Genomic DNA, 19,861 nt, shown 5'->3' on the forward strand with positions numbered 1-19,861 from the left:
TCTTGCCTATAGAAGACGCCCTTCTTGATGCAAGAAGGGCGTCTTCTGCAATGCTGTTTGTAATATGCTGATATAGTGAGGATTATAAGCTTGATAGTTGAGGATGTTATATTCCTGCTATGAGAGAGCTTTTCTCTATAATATGTAATGATTTTTTATGTATCTACAAATGCCCTTGAGATAGGGAGAAGAAGATATGGAACATTCATTAAAAAGTCGATTGCACTGGTAGAAAATCTTAAAAGAGGAACGTTTTGTTGCTTAGGAAGATAGATAGAAAGGGTAGGAAAGACGATAATCACCCCTTTTTCTGTCGTTATATGATGTGTTTGCACGAATGGTATTAAGGCTTAATCGCCTTCCGAAATGCTGTTGGAATGGAGGATAGAAAGGGGCGGATAAGGCGTTAGATAACTCAGAATAAGGTTTGTTAGATTAGGTTCTTCTTTATTAGAAAACGACGTAAGGCGTTCTAAGTCAAAGTGGTATCGCATAGTGATGGAACTCATTAAATTATTACCCCTTCGTTCACAAGTTTAATTAACATATTTAACGTTGAGAAAAGTCGTTGAATATTACTTAATTACTTATTCTTTTATTACTTTTGTAACACGTTAGTATTTATACTGGAGAATGAGGTATGAGAAAGAAGCTTAGAACCATTATCGAGGAGCTTGGGCAAAGGACGAATATGCGTAAAGAGCTGGCTTCCGATTTGGAGAGATTGTCTGACAGGTTAGCACTTTATCACATCCACTTGGGGTCAGCATCGTTGAAGAAGCTGATAGGCTATTTCAAGGGGATAGAAAAACCTTCTAAAAAAACATTAGATAGGCTGGCTCTCTTTGCAGGGTTCCAAAACTGGAAGGATTTAAGTGCTGCTTTGCATGGCGAAAACGATGCGAAGTTGAATTATGAAGATTAAGTACTCCATTGTATGATGGGGTAGGGGATGGTCTTGAAGACTGGATGCTGAAAGACTGTCTGTGAGGGTTTGTAGGGACATACGGTAGGTTTATCCGCAGCAAAGGCCTGTTATGAGATAAACAAGGCGTATATCCCTACATTGTTTTAATGCCACCTTTGATAGAGGAATACCACGTCTCGGGGTTAAGCGAAAAGTGAGATGTAAGTTTGTATGTAAGTTCTTAGGATTATTGATTTCGCTCTCTTTCTAACGTGTCACAGGTGAGGTAGTGGTAAATAAACCTTTTGAGAGACAAATAAAAAAGCCCGAAACCAATGGTTTCGAGCTTTTATTTTCTTGGATTCTCAAGGATTTACTTTTCAACAGCAACGGTTCTCTTCTCCTTGATGCGTGCAGCCTTACCTGTAAGATTACGTAGGTAGTAGAGTTTCGCACGGCGAACCTTACCACGCTTGTTCACCTCGATAGAATCGATGTTAGGTGACTCAATAGGGAAGATACGCTCAACACCGATGGTGCCTGACATCTTACGAACAGTGAAACGCTTCTTCTCTCCATGACCAGAAATCTTGATTACTACGCCACGGTAGAGCTGAATACGCTGCTTATTACCCTCGACGATTTTGTAAGCGACAGTGATAGTGTCACCAGCCTTGAACTCTGGGAACTGCTTGCCGGTTGCAAATGCTTCTTCAGCAACTTTAATTAAATCCATTGTCTTTTATTAATTAAATATTGTTTGTCGTTCCAACGTAACATAGTCCATGACTCTTCCACGACCAGCGGTTACGCCAAAAGCGATGCAAAGTTACTACTTTTCAATGAAATGACAAAGTATTTATATGCTTTTTAATGCTTATTTGTTGCAAGCACCTTTGCAATCTCCTTCTTTGCCTTAGCCATTTGCTTCTGGAAAGCATCTGATGACTGTACGGCAGCAAAGCCTACACTTGCACAGAGACGGCCTGCGTCGACATCGCTCTGATAGTGGTATCCACAGATTACTCGGCTCTGACCATATTCGTAGGCATGCTTCATGATTTCGTTGCCACGGGATGGGTTCAACGCTGTTAAGGTCAATCCGAAAATCCATCCACGGCAAGTATGACCAGAAGGATAGGAACCGTTGTTGATTAATTCTGCCTCGAACTGTGGTTGGAGGGTATGCTCATGGAACTGAGCAAATGGACGCTTGCGCATATACTTAGCCTTGGCGCGGTCGACAGCATGGTTACCATCAATACCAATCATACACATGAGCTTGTAAGTCTCAGGTGTCTTCTCTGGTGTGATGAGCATGCCAAAGGAAGGAGCAAAGCCTACGAGGACTGAATCAACATCAAAGTTAGCATCGAACTTAGCCTGTGCAGCACGCTCTTTGTCCTCTCTCATCTTGCGACCCCACCAATACTGACGGAAGTCATAGTCGAACTGATAGGATGCTGTGTCTGGTGGGGCTGGGAGGTAGATACCGGCATCTGGCATGTCAGCCTCTGGTATGAACGACTGCTTCTTGTAATCCTGAGCATTCACCGTCATGCCTATTAATAGCATAACAAAGCTTACGAACAAACTCTTTCTCATAATGAATAGTTGTTTTAATGAATTTAAGTTGATATGTGTTATATGCTGCAAAAGTAGGGAATTGTACGTGTTTTTCAAAGGTTTAATAGGTTTTTAATAGTTGCATTCTGCATTGACAGCCTTTCTGAGGGGTTGCAACTATTGGCTTCTTTACGTATAAATGGCTGATAGTGTGACCTTATATTATAGTGTCGTAATACTTCTTCGTTTGCGTAACAACAATCGTGCTAATACGATAAGGGTTTTGAGAGAGTAAATGAAAAGCAGGGAAGAGGAGCAACATGCGTTGCTTTCCGTCTTCCCTGCCTGTGGGTTACGATATATAAATAAGGTGTATCAGTGTTTAAAAGGACTTCTTGTATAAGTGTAAGAGGACTGCTTAATCACTCTCCACTTCGTTATTCAAGAAACTCCCAACACCTGTGAATATCTTTAAGAGAGTGTTTCAACCTTAATACTTAAACACTGCTGTGAGCGTAATCTTGCGTCCATCAGCATGAGCATACTCTGCATTACGTGCCATCATCATAGATGCTGGTGTGTAATAAGTGTAGTTTAGCAAGTTAGATATAGCCAAACTCAAGTCACAAACCTTCAGTTTAACACCTGCAGTGAGGTTTAGTAAGTTGATACGACTTACTATTCCTTCTCCTTCATTATACTTTCCTGATGCGTTAGGAGCAAATCGGTCGCGCTTACCAGTATGCATGTATTGCAGCTGGAGATAGGTGTTCTTGACTGGAGCATAGTTGACATACATTGCCAACTTAGCGGCTGGGATAGAGATATTCGACATGTATGTGTCCCAATCACCAGTAGCTGATTTGAGCTTACCTTCGAACCATGAGAAGTTAGCACCAGCCTTTAAGTTACTGAGGATTTGTGCGTCTGCACTCAACTCAACGCCATATACCTTCTGTGGAGTACGATTGACTACCCAGAAGCCGTGGTCTATCTTGAGGTCACTTCCTAACTTAGAATAGGTGTAGAAGAACGAGCCATTGAGTTGCAACCAATGGTTGATATCAGAGTAAGCACCAATCTCGTAGTTGTTAGTCTTTACTGGTTCTGTGGAGATCTTAGTGAGTACATCGGCCTTAGCAGCACGTAGTGTGCGACCTAAATCGAAGATAGAAAAGCCTTGAGAGTAGGCTACGAAGGGTTGAAAAGCAGGATATTTGTTATAGGAAAGACCTACGTTAAAAGACATGTTATTATACTTCAGCGTTCCACCCTTGACCTGAACCTGTGGGTCAGAGAGCTTATTACGCAGTACGTCATAGTCTGGCACCTTCACACTAATGTAGTCGTAACGACCTCCAAGTTTGACGTTAAGGTGCTGCCAGAGCGTTGTCTTGATTTGAACAAAGGGTGCATGGTTGTTGCTTGTGAGCCATGGCATCCAATACCTGCCGTCTACTAAGGGTTGAGAAGTCTTGTTATAGAGGTAGTCGTAACCGTAGACTATGTGCGCAAAGGCATCGTCAGAGAATATAAGACGACTATTGAACTGAGCACGAACACCGAATTTACGGTCCTTAACAGCCGACTGTCCGCTTGTTTCCTCCCATCTTGGTTGTGCTGGATTAGCCTTTCGGAAGTCGAAGATGGTGTATAGACTTGAACCATAAACAGACGCTTCTAAGTCGGTGTGCTTGAATATGTCCTTTGAAGTAAACTTGAGGTATGCATTGTGGTTATACCTTGTTCCTTCGTCAACTGCCTGTGGGTCCTTGTTGCCAATGACGCCAATAGAAGGGCTTTGGAGGTATTTTCCACCGAAAGGAATCAGCTTTGTGTCCTGCAAACTACGATAGAAATTATACATCAACTCAATTCTGTTCTTTGGAGATAGGCTGTAACCGAGGTTGACGAGGGCATTCGTAGTGTAAGTATCACCGAGTCCGTAACGTGGAGAAATAAACTCTCCGTCACCGTCAATAGCGCTACCTGTACGTCCGAAAGCACCATTTACGAGGTAATCGAAGTTACCCACACGTCCATAGACTTGCTGGTTGATGCGATAACCTTGGCCTTTTCCTTTACGGAAGAAGTTGTAGGTTGACCCTGAGAGAGTCGTCTCTCCTGCAAAAGACTTATTGGTAGTATTCTTCTTAGTGATGATGTTTATCAATCCACCGATAGCCCCATTACCATAGAGAGCAGTAGATCCTTTCACCACTTCTATATGGTCGATAGCAGCGATGTCAATGGTTCTTATGTCACGATCGGTTGAACGTAAAGGAGTTGATTGAGGGATTCCATCAATCAAGATAAGTGCACTTCGTCCGCGAAGTGATTGTGAGCGCGAGCTTGTGGTATTGCTTGATAGTGCCATACCAGGTGTGAGCATACCCAAAAGGTGGGTGATGTCAGGTGCAGTCTTACTCATTTCTGCTATTTGTTTCTGGTCAATGATGGTAACAGTAGCAGCCGCATTCTGCTTTACTTCAGGCATACGTGTTGTACTAATCGTTACCTCTTTGAGTTGTAATGTGGTGTCTTCCATCTCTTGTGCTTGTGCATTACAAGGCATTGCAGCCATTGTGAGCATTGTAAGAGATAGGTAAATTACTTCTTTCTTCATGTGAACACAATCCGTTAAATATTAATAATTGGTTACAAAGGTATAAATAGTCTTTCAAACTCACAATACCTAAAACAAGGTATAGTTAGAGTCGTAGAGGATGCTGTTGTTTGTTTTTTCATGAAAAGAGAGATTATCTTTCATTCTTAGACAAGCAGTGTATTCGATTTTTTTTCTTACTTTTGCATTGTCTTTTTAGATATTGTCAGTTTGCGATGCTACCTATATATAATAGGTGGAAATTATCGGTTATCAAATAAAGGATGTGTATTCTTTGTTCTGACAGGTCTTTATGAGAACTATAAAATGTCATTATATATGTATAAGAAAACAGTTTATCTGTCTGGACTAACAGCTGTATTAGCGTTGACAGGCTGTGCTTCTCATTATGAGTTAGCGGGCATTCAGCGTACACGTGTGCTGGTTGACAGTAGGTATGATGCTACTCCTGATGCTGAAGCAGCAAGGTTTATGGAACCATTTAAGCATAAGGTTGACTCGGTGATGGGACCTGTTGTGGGCGAGGTCGACCACGAGATGGTGGCACATCGGCCTGAGAGTGACCTCTCCAACCTGTTAGCAGATATTATGGTATGGTCTGCTCGTAGCTATAATGAGAAGGTTGACTTCGGTGTTTACAATATGGGAGGTATCCGTGCAGCACTTTCTAAGGGTAAAGTGACCTACGGAGATGTGTTAGACATTGCTCCTTTTGAGAATAAGATATGCTTTGTGACACTCACAGGTGAGAAGGTTTTAGAGTTGTTCTCACAGATGGCACATACTGGTGGTGAGGCTGTCAGCCATGGTGTAGAACTCGTTTTTACACGTGACCACAAGTTGAAATCGGCTCGTCTCAATGGTAAGGAGATTGACCCAAAGGCAACTTATCGTATTGCAACACTTGACTACTTGGCGCAAGGTAATGATAAGATGGAGGCTTTCAAGTCGGCTACTAATGTCGTATCACCCCAAGCAAGCAGTAATAACACACGCTTCCTTATCATGAACTACTTTAAGGAGCAGACTGCTCAAGGTAAGGTTGTCAATTCACATAAAGAGGGACGTATCCGAGTGGAATAATCTTTTAACGATACACATGTATGAAAAGAAATATATTATTGATTACTTTCTGCTTCCTGACTGTTCTCGCTTTCGGTCAGAATAAGCACTTAACAATTCTGCATACTAACGATGCGCATAGCCAGATCTATCCGCTTAATACGAATCTTGCAGACACGATGAAGGCTGGACGAGGCGGTTTTGTGCGTCGTGTGGCTATGATTAAAGAAGAGAGAAAGAAGCAACCTGACTTGCTGCTCTTCGATAGTGGCGATTTCTCACAAGGCTCACCTTATTATACAATGTTCAAGGGTGATGTTGAAGTGGGACTAATGAATCAGATGCACTATGACGCTGCTACGATAGGTAACCATGAGTTCGACTTTGGCATGGACAATATGGTTCGCCTCTTTAAGATGGCTAAGTTCCCTATTGTATGTGCTAATTATGACTTTACGGGTACGCCACTTCAGAGCTTGGTAAAGCCTTACGTTATCTTGAAACGTAATGGCTTAAAGATAGGAGTGTTCGGTCTTGCTCCTAAGTTGGATGGTCTTGTGGTGAAAGCTAACTATGGTAAGATTGTTTATAACGACCCTGTGGCTTGTGCACAGAAGGTTATTGACGAGTTAAAAGCAAAGAAGTGCGATTTGATTATCTGTATCTCCCATCTTGGATGGAATATAGAAGGGGTCAGTGATGAGGAGGTTATTGCAGGAACTCGTGGCCTTGACCTCGTTTTGGGTGGTCATTCGCATACCTTCCTGACTAAGTTAGAATACGTGAAAGACCTTGATGGCAAGATGGTTGGCGATGATCAGAATGGTAAGCATGCCATTTATGTCGGTAAGTTAGTACTTGATATGAAGAAGAAAAAGTAAGTCTTTCAATCGATAAGACCTATATATAAATAATGTGGGCTGTATCAATAAGGTTGTTAATGGATATCTTATTGATTCAGCCCATTGTCGTTCATGCGCTATGAACGTTGTTGAGAGTATGTGAATAGATGCTTTCTACTGTCGCATTCTCCGCCATTCTATAAGCGTGAAGAGAAAGATAAAAGAGCGTGCAGAGGGTCTGATACGAATTATTTTCATGAAAAGAAATATTTTTTTTCATGATGAGAAATATTTTTTTTCACGACAATAAATTCTTTTATTCATGGTAATAATTCGTGGAAATCGGTCTCTTTTGTTTACAAGAACCAAACCCAATAGTAGGAGTTGACGGTTATTACGGCTACTATTGGACGTGGGTTATGACGTAAAAAGCTATAGTCTGATAGTGTTCTCGGGTTATGAAAGAGGCTCGTGGGTACCCTTATCTTATATAAATCTCCCCAGATTTCTTGTTGCCCTTTGCCTTCTTCATTTCATCTTGATGCTTTTGGATGATAGGCTTCAGATACTTCTTTGATTTTGTTGTAATCAGTAAAATACCGCCAGTACGTGGATAAAACAGCTTATTGAGGTCGCTGTTTTTGATAACATGCACACTAATGATGTCTTTCTGGTCAAGGTCATCGATGCTCTGTACCTCAACTCCATCTACAAGAAACACTGGGATGTTCAGACTATCTTGCTTTTCTTTGGTCTGTGCGCTAATGTTTATACTTGCAACGAGTGCACAAAGAAGGATAATAAACTTTCTCATAACTACTTTTGTTTACGATTAGTAATGTAACAAAGATACTGTTTTTTTATATTGTGAAACAAAGTTCTTACTTTTTTAACATCTTTTATTGTCTACCTATTCGGCATTGGAAAAAGAAGAGGAGTGTTTCTGTAGGAGAGAAGCAGTACTTTATCTTGGATAATAAAGACTCAGAGAAGGGAAGATATATGGCGATAGTTGATAAGGTTGATATCACCACTCGAGTTCTCAAAGTCGCCAGAGTAGACAATAGCCTTCTTACTTATGGGAGTCTTTATCCAGCCTTCAATCTGTGTAAGTGTCTTCTCAAATGATGAACTATAAGTCATAGAAGACTTCACCTCAATGGCAGTTAGCTCTCCTTCCTGCTTGATTAAGAGATCAACTTCATTCTGATTAGAGTCGCGATAGAAGAATACTCCATCTTCTAAGCCCATGTTATAGCGATGCTTGATGGCCTCCATAACAATCATATTCTCAAAGATAGCACCACGCATCTTATCTCTATCTAACTGTTGTGGAGTCTCGATGTCGAGTAGATAACAGGCCAGTCCAGGGTCGTTGAAATAGAGTTTAGGACTCTTCACCAGTCTTTTTGGAATGTTCTCATAGTAGGGTGGGAGGAGCGTTATGAGGTAAGAAGCCTGCAAGACAGAAAGCCAGTGGCTGATAGTCTTGGAACTTACGCCTACCTCTGCACCTAATTCAGAAGCGTTGAAGAGTGAGCCTATTCGTGCTGCACACAGTTTCAAGAACTTTGTGAAGCGTATTTGATCTTTCATCTGTAGGAGATCTCTTACGTCTTTCTCCAAGTATGTCCTAACATAAGAGGGGTAAAAGAACTTAGCTATATTCTTCTTTGCACAGATAGAAGGGTAGAGCCCGTTGTAAAGGATTTGATTTAGATTGTCTAAATCAACCTTTCCTGTAACCTCCTGTATGGACATTGGTAATAGTTCGAACACCCCTGCACGACCAGCAAGAGATTCTGAAAAGTTCTTCATTACCTCGAAATTCGAACTTCCTGACAATGCGAAATGTCTCTTGGGATTGTTATCTACAATGCCTTGTATGTAGTCTAATAATTGAGGACACCTTTGTATCTCGTCAATAAACATTCCTTCATCTGTCTGATTAAGGAAGGCTATGGGATCATTCTTTGCGTAATCAAGAATGTTGAGGTCCTTTAGACTGTATTTCTCGTAGAGTGGGAATAATTGAGTTAGCAATGTACTCTTGCCTGATTGACGTGGTCCAGAGACTGTTATCACGGAGAAGTATTTTGATGCCTCAAGTATCGTTTCCTCTATTTTACGATGTATATAATCGTTCATAAGCTTATGTAAATTTGGAGTTCAACTCCGAAATTACATAAAAAAGGGCATGTGTACAAGTGAAAAGCGTGTTTTTAATAAAAAATCTATGCAATTTTGAAGTTGCACTTCAATATTGCATAGATTCTATAAGTGTTCTGGTAAGTCTTCTTATAATATTAGTCTTCGATGTAATATCTGCTAATTTTGCAAACAAGCGATTTATTCAAAGTAGAATGTGAGGGCTATCATCTTTGCTCGTGTATCGTTGACAGAGTTGGTGTACATGAGCATATTCTTGTCTTGGAGGGTTTTTGAATGATTCTTATCAAGGCTATTAGTAAGACTGTACATGAACTTTAATTCTGGACGTAACTTAAAGTAAGGTAGATAGAAATCACATCCAAGTCCCACTTCTACGAAGACATCGCTGCGTTTGAGCTTGATATAATCATTGTCCTTACCTGAGAGATTGAGCATGGGGTTCAATCCTAACATTACGTATGGACGGTGGTTGTTGAATCGTGGGGCAGCTGCAATGAGGTCGAAAGCGCATGAGATATATGCTGTCTTTAGTTCTTGCACCTGTTCAGTAGGTTCGCCTTGCGTATTAAGGTCTGTGAGGTTTCGGAAAGTAAGATGTCGTGTGCCAAAGTACATGGCTGGGGCCATACGCAGTTGGAGGGTTGAGTTGAGTCGTAACTCGCCTAAGACGCCAACAGTGAAGCCCGCATCCCAACGGTCTTGGTCTACTGATATAGTCTTCTGAACCAGTCCGTTACCATCTCCAAGGTCTACCATCTGTGGTCCGACATTATTGAGCTCGAGGTCTTGTAGATGTGTTCCGACGAGTACACCAAAGTGAAATTCACGCAAGTCGGTGTAGGGACGGTTCTGAACTTTCCGTTCCTGTGCATGGCTTGAAAGCACAATAGCCAATGAGATAAGTGTGAATAGTATTCTTTTCATATTATTCTTCAAACGTTTATCTACTTGTTTTATTGTCTATCTTCCTGTTGATATTTCCTCTTCTTTAGGTGTCTCTCATCCTTTTTAGGTATGAAACAAGAAAAACGATGTTGTTTAATGTAATAGAGGGTAGCCTTCGTGATTGTTGTGTTATTTGTTTATAAGTTTCTGTTTAATAGTTAGTTACGTTTATGAAAGGCCTTGTAATTCTATTTTTATGTCGTCTAAATATTTGTAATTTATCTCATTATGTTTAGGTATTAAGGAATTTATTCCTAACTTTGCACCATCAAATTTAGGTATAAACCTATTTGTAATACAAGAACATTATTAACATTATAAATTATTTATATTATGGCTTACGTAATTGGTAATGATTGTATCGCTTGTGGTACATGTATCGACGAATGTCCAGTAGAGGCAATCTCTGAGGGTGATATCTATAAGATTGACGCAGACGCATGCACAGAATGCGGCACATGTGCGTCAGTTTGTCCAAATGAGGCTATTAGCCTTCCATAAGGTTTATAACCTGTTACTGATTAAATTCATAAGGCGAGTCGTAAGGCTCGCCTTTTTGTGTTTTATGTCCGAGCAACTTTTATTAGCTTCTTCTTTCTTAATAGCAAAGTTTATGATGGTTCTGGTTAACGGAGGAATGCAACTTTTTAAAATAAGAGGGATATAATACGTACTACTACAAGAATAGTTTTAAATTCGTTTTGCTGTCATTTTTAACATTTGACGTAACTCCTCTGTAAACAAGATAGTTAGGTGGTAACTTTGTGTGACGGCAGTGACAGCAAGTTTAGTTTTGGTTGGAAACTACTTTGCAGTTGGTACATAGAAATAGAACATGCGGTGAGCTTTCTGTTGGTATGGGCAACTGTAAAGTAATACGAGAAATCTAATGCAATAAAGAAAGGTTGTGTAATCACTTGAAACGAGGGCTGAATCCAATACTATATACTAGATTACTTCTTTCTTATAGATATGAGTGAGCTTTATCAGATACAAATCATTATAAGTAGGTATATCTGTCTCTTTATATTAAAAGGATAGTATATAAACAAAAAAAATTGGTAATCAAGAATGATTATCAACCTTTTTGTAGCGGGACGGGGCTACGATCCCCGGACCTCCGGATTATGAATCCGACGCTCTAACCAACTGAGCTATCCCGCCATCCATATTACTTTCGTTCTCGAAAGCGGGTGCAAAGGTATGAAGAAAAAATCATACTTGCAAATAATAATTCACTTTTTTGTGGCTTATTCATTAAAAACATTCTTTTTCTGTGTCGGATACTGCAGGGGAGGCGATGGTTTGCTGCTTATTACAATAAGGATAGAAGATATGCTTTTGAGTAAGAATACCATCCTAATTTATGCTTATTAATGATGGAATACAATAAAAACAAGAAGATATACGTTTAAAGGCTGTCCTTCTGTTTGGTGCAGTAAGAGAAGAAAACGGTTCTATGATGATATTATCGCAAGTATATCTAACGGCTATTTAAGTAACTGCTAAGAACAAACTTATATGATGACTTTATTTCTGGAAGAGGATAGTATGAGTGCGAAGAGACACAATAGAGAGTTGATAAATAAGCATAAACAAAACGCTTTACTTAGTTATGAGTAAAAAAGTAGAATTAGAATACGAATTGAAAACACGTTCAGGCAGCGCTGTGTGGGCACTGATTAGCACACCTATAGGGCTGAAGAAATGGTTAGCAGATGACATGACAATAAATGAGGATGTCGCAACTTTTGTATGGGGCGACCCGCTTCGTGAGCATGATATACATACAGCAAAAATCGTCGAAATGGTCAAGAACGACCATGTACGTTTCCATTGGGAGGCTTCGGAGGATGAAGCTTATTGGGAGATAAAGATGTTCCATAGTGAGATTGCAGGTAATTACCATCTATATATAACTGACTTTGCAGAGGACGATGACGTCGAGGGCTTAGAGCAGATGTGGAATCAGAACATTGAACGCCTACATGTCATAACGGGTATGTAAGCTCCTTGATGCTAATTTGACGTGAACAGATAGATGAAAGAGGCTGGTTAAAGAATAAAAATATTAAAAAAGACAATTACTCTGATATTTTTATGTAAATTTGCAAAAGGTAAGCTATTCTCCACTGATGGGATCTCTGTATCCTTAATGTGTCTTAGCTCGTATGTAAATAAGGGAGAATAAACTCCTTGTCATTATATCATGTTTCGAATCAAGAAGTTAGATATCTTTATTGCCAAGCAATTTGGTATGCTTTTCATGGGAACTTTCTTCATCAGCTTGTTTGTGTTGATGATGCAGTTCTTGTGGAGATATGTTGATGACTTGATAGGTAAAGGATTGTCAATGGACGTTCTTGGACAATTCTTTTGGTACATGAGCTTAATGATGGTACCACAGGCTCTTCCGTTGGCAATTCTTCTTTCATCGCTAATCTCCTATGGTAACCTTGGCGAGAGTTCGGAGTTGACGGCTATCAAGGCTGCTGGCATCTCTCTTATTCAGTCGTTTAGAGGACTAATCTTTATTAGTGTTCTTATCGCTTTTGGCTCGTTCTATTTCCAAAACAATGTGGGGCCAACAGCACAAAAGCATATTGCTCAATTACTGATATCCATGAAACAGAAGAGTCCGGAGCTGGAAATACCAGAAGGAATCTTCTATGATGGTATCCCGCAGACGAACCTCTATGTAGAAAAAAAGGATATGAAGACTGGCCACCTATATAATATTATGGTGTATAGGATGACGGACAGCTACGAAGACCAGGCTATTATCCTCGCCGATTCAGGTATGTTACAGTCTACAGCAGACAAGAAACACCTTGTATTGAACCTATGGAGTGGAGAGTGGTTTGAGAACATGCGCTCACAAGAAATGGGTAATAGTGCCAGTGTTCCATATCGTCGAGAGACCTTTGCACATAAGCATATCGTCCTTGACTTCGATGGTGACTTCAACTTAACGGATATGGCTGGTATCTCAAATGATGCTCGTACGAAGAGTATTACGAAGATACAGCACGATAAGGACTCTCTTGTTCACGTCTACGATAGTGTGGGTAACGCTTTCTATAAGGATGCACAGTCCCTTTATTATCGAACGCCTAAGTTAAAGTCTGTCGAAAGGAAGGAGGCCATAAAACTGTCGGAAGAAAAGGCGTTCAACATAGATTCGGCCTTTAATAAGCTACCTGCCGATCAACGACGTTATGTCGTTGACCAAGCTTTATCGACCGTTCAGCAAGAAGTAAGCGATCTTGATTTTAAGAGTATGATAACCAGTGATGGTGATAAGCTTATCCGATTGCATGAAATAGAGATTATTAATAAGTTTACATTATCGCTGATATGTATTATCTTCTTCTTTATCGGTGCACCACTCGGTGCTATTATCCGAAAGGGAGGATTGGGTATTCCAATCATTATCAGCGTTATAGTGTTCATAATCTTTTATATCCTCGATAACACAGGTTATCGAATGTCGCGACAGGGTGACTGGGCTATCTGGTTTGGAAAGGGCCTTTCTATGGCCGTACTTATTCCAATGGCGATATTCTTTACGTACAAAGCTAACAATGACTCAACTGTATTCAATGCAGATATGTATAGGAGAATGTTGATGAAGATGTTTGGAATGAGGGTGAAACGTAGCGTTGCGAGCAAAGAAGTTATCTTGCATGACCCTGACTATGATAAAGATGCAGAACAACTGAAGAATTTGAACGTTAGAATTGAGGACTATGCTAAGACTCGAAGACTTAAGTCAGCACCTAATGTAATAAAGGTGTTCTTCCGTTATCATACGGATCATGTCATCGAGAAGATTAATGACGAACTTGAGACTGTCATTGAAGACTTGAGCAATACACGCAATAAGGTTATCATGACAGAACTGAATAAATACCCAATATTAGCTGTTAAGGCACATACAAGACCGTTCGACCATAAGTGGTCTAATATTCTTGCAGCAGTGATACTGCCAGCTGGTATCTTCTTCTACTTCCGCATGTGGCGTTTCCGCTTGCGTCTTTATCGTGATCTCCATACGATTATTGGCTGTAACGTGATGATAATCTCAGAGATAATACGGATGAAGGAAAGAGAGGAACAAAGGTTTATTGGTATCGAAACAACAAACAATCAGTAACAATATGGAAGACTTTAAACTCGATAGCATCGAAGATGCGCTGAAAGACTTTCGGGAGGGAAAGTTCGTTATCGTAGTTGATGACGAAGACCGAGAGAATGAAGGTGACCTTATCATGGCTGCAGAAATGATCACACCAGAGAAGGTTAACTTTATGTTGAAGAATGCACGAGGTGTGCTTTGTGTACCTATTACGATGTCACGGGCGGAAGAATTGGACCTACCTCACCAGGTTTCTGATAACACATCAATGCTTGGTACTCCGTTCACCGTCACCGTTGATAAGCTGGAAGGCTGTTCGACAGGTGTGTCTACACATGACCGTGCTGAGACAATTAAGGCGTTGGCCGACCCAAAATCTACTCCACAGACCTTTGGTCGACCTGGTCATATCAACCCATTGTATGCTCAAGACAATGGAGTTCTGCGTCGTTCGGGTCATACCGAGGCAGCCGTCGATCTCTGTAAGCTCTCTGGCTGTTTCCCAGCGGGTGTGTTGATGGAGATAATGAACGAAGATGGATCGATGGCGCGTATGCCTGATTTGCAGAAACGTGCAAAGGAATGGGGACTGAAGATTATTAGTATCAAGGATATCATAGCTTATCGCTTGAAGACCGAGACAAGTATTGTTGTCGGTGAAGAGGTAGAGCTTCCTACTAAATATGGTATGTTCCATCTGATTCCATTCCGTCAAGCGAATGGATTAGAGCACATGGCACTTATTAAAGGTACGTGGACAGAAAACGAACCAGTGCTTGTGCGTGTACACTCTTCATGTGCGACGGGCGATATTCTTGGTAGTCAACGTTGTGATTGTGGTGAGCAACTGCACAAGGCAATGGAGATGATTGAGAAAGAAGGTAAGGGTGTCCTTATCTATATGCAACAGGAAGGACGTGGCATCGGCTTGATGAATAAGATTGCTGCCTATAAACTGCAGGAACAAGGACTTGATACTGTTGAGGCAAACCTCCACCTTGGCTTCCGTCCTGACGAACGTGATTATGGTTGCGGAGCACAGATGTTGCGCCATCTTGGCGTCCATAAGATGCGTCTGATTACAAACAACCCAACGAAGCGTGTTGGGCTTGAAGCTTACGGATTGGAGATTGAGGAGAATGTCCCTATTGAGATTACTCCTAATAAGTTTGATTATCGCTATTTGAAGACGAAGCGTGATCGCATGGGTCACGACTTGCATCTATAAAGATAATATACTTTTGAAAGGCTATGTAGTAAGCTTTGTTGTCAATCCCACTATAGAGAGGCATCCTGTCTCTTTATAGTGGGATTGTTGTTTATGCTTTTGGGAGTTCATCTTCATAATCTGTCCGAATCAAAAATGGTCTGTTGGCTGGTGGCGAATGGAGTAGGATAGGGTGGTGGTAGTGTTTTGTGACCTCTGACAGTCGTTACTCGTGTAAGTTTGTTAGCTACCAGTTGCTATGTGGAAATATGAGAAAAATGCTGCACTTATAAGTTTATGACAGGTGAGATGTTACTCAATAGGGTAAGTGTGGGTTTTTGTTGCACGTTGTGTGAAGGGTAGGCACAAAGCTATGAATTGCTTGAGCGAATGTAAGTTAGAAAGGTCGATAGATGTAAAAGGAGGTTTTATATAGACAAAGATGGTAAGTCTTTGTTTGCATAGTATAGTATATTAAGTATGTAAATATTATTGTATTTCATGTCTGTTTGGCTTTACGATAAGTATATCAAAAGTACCGCTTTGTACTTTAAGGGAATTTACTTAACTGTAAAAAATCATTACATAATATCGACCTGATTACCCTTACAATACGAGTATAAAAACTTTTATGATAGATCTTATAATGTGCAATAAGTCAATAGGTTACATGTGGTCTTAAAGAAGACGCCTTTCTTGCTTCAAGAAGGGCGTCTTCAACATGCAAGATGGGCATGTTCTTGAATGCAGTTAGGCCTCTTCTATTATCTTAAAAAGCGTGTACTCTATTCATGAAGGGTAAAAATAGTTGACAGAAAGGAGAGGGAGAGCGATTTCCACAGCCTCTAATGCCCATCAGTCGTTACCTACTCCCATCACTAACACAATCCCTTAACACCTATCTACCATCACCTAACACCCATTTTTCATCACCTATTACCCACCAAACACAAGCCCTTAACACCCATCCATCATCACCTAACACCCATTCACCATCACCTATTACCCACCAAACACAAACCCTTAACACCCATCCACCATCACCTAACACCCATAATCCATCATCTATTACTCACCAAACACAAGCCCTTAACACCTATCCACCATCACCTAACACCCATAATCCATCACCTACTACCCACCAAACACAAATCATTAACACCGATCATCTAACACTCATCACCCATCACCCATCAACTCTATTTGAGTATAACTCATGTGTCATCCGGTGAGAGGAAAAGGTGTTCAGTTCTTGTAACAAAGTTCTTCTTAGTATTTAAGTTCTATCACTTTTAGTATCGGAAGAACCATATTTTTGTGGTTTTAGCTGTCAAATCGGCAGTAAAAATGTTATAATGATAAAATAAAGAAAGAAAAGTTGCGTTATCAGAATGAATTTACGTACTTTTGTACTTGATATTATTCATAAAGAAAGATAAAGTTCGAAATGGCACAACTATCAGATCGTTTGAATCGACTGGCGCCTTCTGAAACATTAGCAATGTCGCAGAAGAGTAGTGAAATGAAAGCGCAGGGAATTGATGTTATCAATATGAGTGTGGGTGAACCAGACTTTATGACACCCGACCATGTGAAGGAAGCGGGCAAAAAAGCTATTGATGATAACTTCTCTAAGTATTCTCCTGTTCCTGGATATCCTGTTCTACGTGAGGCAATTGTTAAGAAACTGAAGCAAGAGAATCACCTTGAATATGCTGTTTCGGAGATAGTTGTTGGTACAGGAGGTAAGCAAGGTGTGTGCAATGCCATCTTGGCTTTGGTTAATCCTGGCGATGAGGTCATCATTCCTGCACCTTATTGGGTTAGTTATCCACAGATGGTAAAACTCGCTGGTGGTGTTCCTGTTATTGTTTCTGCTGGTATTGAACAGGATTTCAAGATTACGGCTGAACAGTTGGAGCATGCGATTACACCCAAGACAAAGATGATTATTCTTTGTTCTCCAAGTAATCCTACTGGTAGTGTCTACTCTGCAGAAGAGTTGGAAAGCTTAGCCAAGGTCGTCTTGGCACATGATGACTTGTTCGTTCTGTCAGATGAGATATACGAACATATTAATTATATAGGTGGTCATTGTAGTATTGCTTCTTGCCAAGGGATGAAAGACCGTACAATACTCTGCAATGGTGTCAGCAAAGCTTACGCTATGACAGGTTGGAGATTAGGCTGGGTTGCTGCGCCAGAGTGGATTGCAAAAGGGATTAATAAGCTACAAGGACAATATACGTCAGGTACATGTAGTGTAAGTCAGATGGCTGCTGTGGCTGCATACGAGGCTGATCAAACTTGTGTGGCTGACTATCGTGAAGCATTCCGACGTCGTCGTGACTTGATTGTTGAGTTGGCAAAGGATATACCTGGCCTTGAAGTGAATGTACCACAGGGTGCGTTCTATCTCTTCCCCAAATGTTCAAGCTATTTTGGAAAGACTGATGGTAAGCATGTCATTCGTAGTTCGTCAGACCTCGCAATGTATATTCTTGAAGAAGGAGGCGTGGCAACAGTGGGTGGCGACGCTTTTGGTGCCCCAGAATGTTTCCGAATGAGTTACGCAACAAGTGATGATAATATTAAGGAAGCACTACGTCGTATCAAAGAAGTACTTTCAAAACTTAAATAGGGCTCGAAAGAGTAGATAGTAATAAAGTAGAGAGAGAAACCGTACATTTATAACTGTTAAATGTTATTAATCCTATCTCTATTTTTCTTTTAATTACTATCTTTGCGGAGATAAGACACTGTGTTGAACGAGCTCACATACGGCTCGTATCATACAAATGCTTATAAATCAGAAAGATATTAACAAATTAATTCATTAATAACCTAAAAATTAAAATTTTATCAAATTATGGCAACTACACAACAAAAACCAGTCCCACAGAAAAAGTCTGAGGGCTTCACAGGAGTTAGAGGTGCATTCTGGATTATCGTCGTATGCGCTGCCGTTGCGTTCGCATTGTTCTACTTTTGGTTCGGCAATCAGATGCATTTCCAGGATGGTGCTGCACGTGAAAACCCAGCAGACGTTTGGGGTACTATCTTCAAGGGTGGCGCAGTCGTTCCTGTTATCCACACTCTCTTGCTGACAGTGCTTGCTATGTCCATCGAGCGTTGGATGGCTTTGAAGACTGCTTTTGGTAAGGGTGCCCTTCCAAAATTCGTTGCAAACATCAAGAGTGCTCTTAACGCAAATGACCTTGCTAAGGCTAATCAGCTCTGCGATCAGCAGAAGGGTTCTGTAGCAAACGTTGTTAAGGCTTCTTTGAACGCTTACAAGGATATGGAGACTGGTGCTAATGCTAACCTTAAGAAGGCTCAGAAGGTAGCTAAGATTCAGCAGGCTCACGAGGAGGCTACTCAGCTCGAGATGCCAACTCTGACAATGAACCTCCCTATCATTGCTACTCTCGTAACACTTGGTACTCTTACTGGTCTTCTCGGTACTGTAACTGGTATGATCAAGTCATTCTCTGCTCTTTCTGCAGGTGGTGGTGCTGACTCTGCTGCACTTTCTGCTGGTATTTCTGAGGCGTTGATCAACACCGCTTTCGGTATTGCAACATCTTGGTGTGCAGTAGTTTCTTATGGTTACTACTCAAACAAGGTTGACAAGTTGACTTTCGCCCTCGACGAGGTTGGTTATTCTATCGCTCAGACATACGAAGTAAACCACACAGACGAGGCTTAATTTTTGCTAACCCTTTAATAATTTATCGCTATGGGTAAAGTAAAAGTTAAGAAGAATGACACTTTTATCGACATGACGCCTATGTCAGACGTTATGACCCTGTTGCTTACCTTCTTTATGCTGACTTCTACTTTCGTTAAGAATGAGCCAGTGAAGGTAAATACTCCGGGTTCTGTGTCTGAAACTAAGGTGCCTGAGAATGGTGTCTTGACAATTCTCGTTAGTCCTGAAAAAGGACCTACTGGAAAGCCTACTGGCGAAGGCCAGGTTTTCATGAGCTACGATAATACCAATGAGTTGGGACAGATCGTAGGCAATATGGGCATTACATTGACTCCTGCACAGAAGAAAACTTTTGTTGCTGAGTCTACATTTGGTACTCCGCTCGATAAGTTGGCTGCTTATTTGTCAAAGCCTGCTGCAGAGCGTAGTAAAGAACTCCCTAAGATGGGTATTCCTCTCGATAGTATCCAAGGACAGGAGATGACTGAGTTCCAACAGTGGGTTAACGCAGCCCGCCAGGTGAACCCGAAGGTTAGACTTGCTATCAAGTCTGATGCTGACTCTCCTTATGGTACCGTTAAGAAGGTAATGAGCGAACTCCAAGATATGGATGAAAGCCATTACTATATGATCACACAGTTGGACGCTAAAAAGGCTGCTCAGGCAGCTAATAAGTAAGGAGAT

General features: G+C 40.9%; 17 protein-coding genes and 1 tRNA gene. 11 read left to right on the plus strand and 7 right to left on the minus strand.

The genetic code is table 11. From position 1 onward, the window contains the following. Window positions 1–640: 640 nt before the first annotated feature. Window positions 641–925 carry a hypothetical protein gene (locus tag CHB62_RS02145; protein WP_089365515.1) on the plus strand — a complete coding sequence of 95 codons (285 nt, stop codon included), beginning with the start codon at window positions 641–643 and terminating at the stop codon, window positions 923–925. 355 nt (window positions 926–1,280) lie between these two features. On the opposite strand, the gene rplS is transcribed toward CHB62_RS02145, so the two are convergent. The 3 genes from rplS to CHB62_RS02160 all read right to left on the minus strand — a co-directional run bounded on the left by rplS (window position 1,281) and on the right by CHB62_RS02160 (window position 5,099). Beyond that, window positions 1,281–1,643: a 50S ribosomal protein L19 gene (gene rplS / locus CHB62_RS02150; RefSeq protein ID WP_009012229.1), complete on the minus strand. Its 363-nt coding sequence runs from the start codon at window positions 1,641–1,643 to the stop codon at window positions 1,281–1,283. A gap of 134 nt (window positions 1,644–1,777) precedes the next feature. Next, complete coding sequence (locus CHB62_RS02155) at window positions 1,778–2,512, minus strand: acid phosphatase (RefSeq protein WP_089365516.1); 735 nt, start codon at window positions 2,510–2,512, stop codon at window positions 1,778–1,780. A gap of 451 nt (window positions 2,513–2,963) precedes the next feature. Then, complete coding sequence (locus CHB62_RS02160) at window positions 2,964–5,099, minus strand: TonB-dependent receptor (RefSeq protein WP_089365517.1); 2,136 nt, start codon at window positions 5,097–5,099, stop codon at window positions 2,964–2,966. A gap of 318 nt (window positions 5,100–5,417) precedes the next feature. Between CHB62_RS02160 and CHB62_RS02165 the strand changes: the two genes are divergently transcribed. Then, complete coding sequence (locus CHB62_RS02165; protein WP_089365518.1) at window positions 5,418–6,182, plus strand: 5'-nucleotidase C-terminal domain-containing protein; 765 nt, start codon at window positions 5,418–5,420, stop codon at window positions 6,180–6,182. Between the two features lie 20 nt (window positions 6,183–6,202). Beyond that, a complete protein-coding gene (locus CHB62_RS02170) occupies window positions 6,203–7,042 on the plus strand; it encodes a bifunctional metallophosphatase/5'-nucleotidase (RefSeq protein WP_089365519.1) in 840 nt (279 codons plus the stop codon). Between the two features lie 442 nt (window positions 7,043–7,484). Here CHB62_RS02170 and CHB62_RS02175 read toward each other — a convergent pair whose 3' ends face one another. The 3 genes from CHB62_RS02175 to porT all read right to left on the minus strand — a co-directional run bounded on the left by CHB62_RS02175 (window position 7,485) and on the right by porT (window position 10,099). Next, window positions 7,485–7,817 (minus strand): hypothetical protein, encoded by a 333-nt coding sequence (locus CHB62_RS02175; RefSeq protein WP_089365520.1) that lies wholly within the window; start codon window positions 7,815–7,817, stop codon window positions 7,485–7,487. Window positions 7,818–7,987: 170 nt separating this feature from the next. After that, the gene (locus tag CHB62_RS02180) at window positions 7,988–9,151 is read right to left on the minus strand and encodes an ATP-binding protein (RefSeq protein ID WP_089365521.1); all 1,164 of its coding nucleotides are present in this window, start codon (window positions 9,149–9,151) and stop codon (window positions 7,988–7,990) included. 201 nt (window positions 9,152–9,352) lie between these two features. Continuing rightward, window positions 9,353–10,099, minus strand: a complete 747-nt coding sequence (gene porT / locus CHB62_RS02185; RefSeq protein ID WP_089365522.1) for a type IX secretion/gliding motility protein PorT/SprT — start codon at window positions 10,097–10,099, stop codon at window positions 9,353–9,355. Between the two features lie 354 nt (window positions 10,100–10,453). Between porT and fdxA the strand changes: the two genes are divergently transcribed. Beyond that, window positions 10,454–10,621 (plus strand): 4Fe-4S ferredoxin, encoded by a 168-nt coding sequence (gene fdxA, locus CHB62_RS02190; RefSeq protein ID WP_008822033.1) that lies wholly within the window; start codon window positions 10,454–10,456, stop codon window positions 10,619–10,621. 589 nt (window positions 10,622–11,210) lie between these two features. On the opposite strand, the gene CHB62_RS02195 is transcribed toward fdxA, so the two are convergent. Beyond that, window positions 11,211–11,284, minus strand: a tRNA-Met gene (locus tag CHB62_RS02195). 451 nt (window positions 11,285–11,735) lie between these two features. Between CHB62_RS02195 and CHB62_RS02200 the strand changes: the two genes are divergently transcribed. The 7 genes from CHB62_RS02200 (at window position 11,736) to CHB62_RS02225 (ending at window position 19,855) form a co-directional block, all read left to right on the plus strand. Then, window positions 11,736–12,128, plus strand: a complete 393-nt coding sequence (locus tag CHB62_RS02200) for an START-like domain-containing protein (protein ID WP_089365523.1) — start codon at window positions 11,736–11,738, stop codon at window positions 12,126–12,128. Between the two features lie 201 nt (window positions 12,129–12,329). Further along, window positions 12,330–14,276, plus strand: a complete 1,947-nt coding sequence (locus CHB62_RS02205) for an LptF/LptG family permease (protein WP_089365524.1) — start codon at window positions 12,330–12,332, stop codon at window positions 14,274–14,276. A gap of 4 nt (window positions 14,277–14,280) precedes the next feature. Continuing rightward, entirely contained in the window at window positions 14,281–15,486 is a 1,206-nt protein-coding gene (locus CHB62_RS02210; protein ID WP_089365525.1) for a bifunctional 3,4-dihydroxy-2-butanone-4-phosphate synthase/GTP cyclohydrolase II, read from the plus strand. Window positions 15,487–16,313: 827 nt separating this feature from the next. Next, window positions 16,314–16,697 (plus strand): hypothetical protein, encoded by a 384-nt coding sequence (locus CHB62_RS14795; RefSeq protein WP_158296825.1) that lies wholly within the window; start codon window positions 16,314–16,316, stop codon window positions 16,695–16,697. A gap of 215 nt (window positions 16,698–16,912) precedes the next feature. Then, window positions 16,913–18,106 carry a pyridoxal phosphate-dependent aminotransferase gene (locus tag CHB62_RS02215; protein WP_089365526.1) on the plus strand — a complete coding sequence of 398 codons (1,194 nt, stop codon included), beginning with the start codon at window positions 16,913–16,915 and terminating at the stop codon, window positions 18,104–18,106. Between the two features lie 228 nt (window positions 18,107–18,334). Next, a complete protein-coding gene (locus CHB62_RS02220; RefSeq protein WP_089365527.1) occupies window positions 18,335–19,174 on the plus strand; it encodes a MotA/TolQ/ExbB proton channel family protein in 840 nt (279 codons plus the stop codon). Window positions 19,175–19,204: 30 nt separating this feature from the next. After that, complete coding sequence (locus tag CHB62_RS02225) at window positions 19,205–19,855, plus strand: ExbD/TolR family protein (protein WP_089365528.1); 651 nt, start codon at window positions 19,205–19,207, stop codon at window positions 19,853–19,855. The last annotated feature ends 6 nt before the right edge of the window (window positions 19,856–19,861 follow it).

The sequence above is a fragment of the Prevotella jejuni genome (genome assembly GCF_900187995.1).
GTDB classification, from domain to species: domain Bacteria; phylum Bacteroidota; class Bacteroidia; order Bacteroidales; family Bacteroidaceae; genus Prevotella; species Prevotella jejuni.

Excerpts from the sequence above, each read along its gene's own strand:
- CHB62_RS02145 (WP_089365515.1), top strand. The coding sequence starts at position 641 with ATGAGAAAGAAGCTTAGAACCATTATCGAGGAGCTTGGGCAAAGGACG.
- rplS (WP_009012229.1), bottom strand. The coding sequence starts at position 1,643 with ATGGATTTAATTAAAGTTGCTGAAGAAGCATTTGCAACCGGCAAGCAG.
- CHB62_RS02155 (WP_089365516.1), bottom strand. The coding sequence starts at position 2,512 with ATGAGAAAGAGTTTGTTCGTAAGCTTTGTTATGCTATTAATAGGCATG.
- CHB62_RS02160 (WP_089365517.1), bottom strand. The coding sequence starts at position 5,099 with ATGAAGAAAGAAGTAATTTACCTATCTCTTACAATGCTCACAATGGCT.
- CHB62_RS02165 (WP_089365518.1), top strand. The coding sequence starts at position 5,418 with ATGTATAAGAAAACAGTTTATCTGTCTGGACTAACAGCTGTATTAGCG.
- CHB62_RS02170 (WP_089365519.1), top strand. The coding sequence starts at position 6,203 with ATGAAAAGAAATATATTATTGATTACTTTCTGCTTCCTGACTGTTCTC.
- CHB62_RS02175 (WP_089365520.1), bottom strand. The coding sequence starts at position 7,817 with ATGAGAAAGTTTATTATCCTTCTTTGTGCACTCGTTGCAAGTATAAAC.
- CHB62_RS02180 (WP_089365521.1), bottom strand. The coding sequence starts at position 9,151 with ATGAACGATTATATACATCGTAAAATAGAGGAAACGATACTTGAGGCA.
- porT (WP_089365522.1), bottom strand. The coding sequence starts at position 10,099 with ATGAAAAGAATACTATTCACACTTATCTCATTGGCTATTGTGCTTTCA.
- fdxA (WP_008822033.1), top strand. The coding sequence starts at position 10,454 with ATGGCTTACGTAATTGGTAATGATTGTATCGCTTGTGGTACATGTATC.
- CHB62_RS02200 (WP_089365523.1), top strand. The coding sequence starts at position 11,736 with ATGAGTAAAAAAGTAGAATTAGAATACGAATTGAAAACACGTTCAGGC.
- CHB62_RS02205 (WP_089365524.1), top strand. The coding sequence starts at position 12,330 with ATGTTTCGAATCAAGAAGTTAGATATCTTTATTGCCAAGCAATTTGGT.
- CHB62_RS02210 (WP_089365525.1), top strand. The coding sequence starts at position 14,281 with ATGGAAGACTTTAAACTCGATAGCATCGAAGATGCGCTGAAAGACTTT.
- CHB62_RS14795 (WP_158296825.1), top strand. The coding sequence starts at position 16,314 with ATGCCCATCAGTCGTTACCTACTCCCATCACTAACACAATCCCTTAAC.
- CHB62_RS02215 (WP_089365526.1), top strand. The coding sequence starts at position 16,913 with ATGGCACAACTATCAGATCGTTTGAATCGACTGGCGCCTTCTGAAACA.
- CHB62_RS02220 (WP_089365527.1), top strand. The coding sequence starts at position 18,335 with ATGGCAACTACACAACAAAAACCAGTCCCACAGAAAAAGTCTGAGGGC.
- CHB62_RS02225 (WP_089365528.1), top strand. The coding sequence starts at position 19,205 with ATGGGTAAAGTAAAAGTTAAGAAGAATGACACTTTTATCGACATGACG.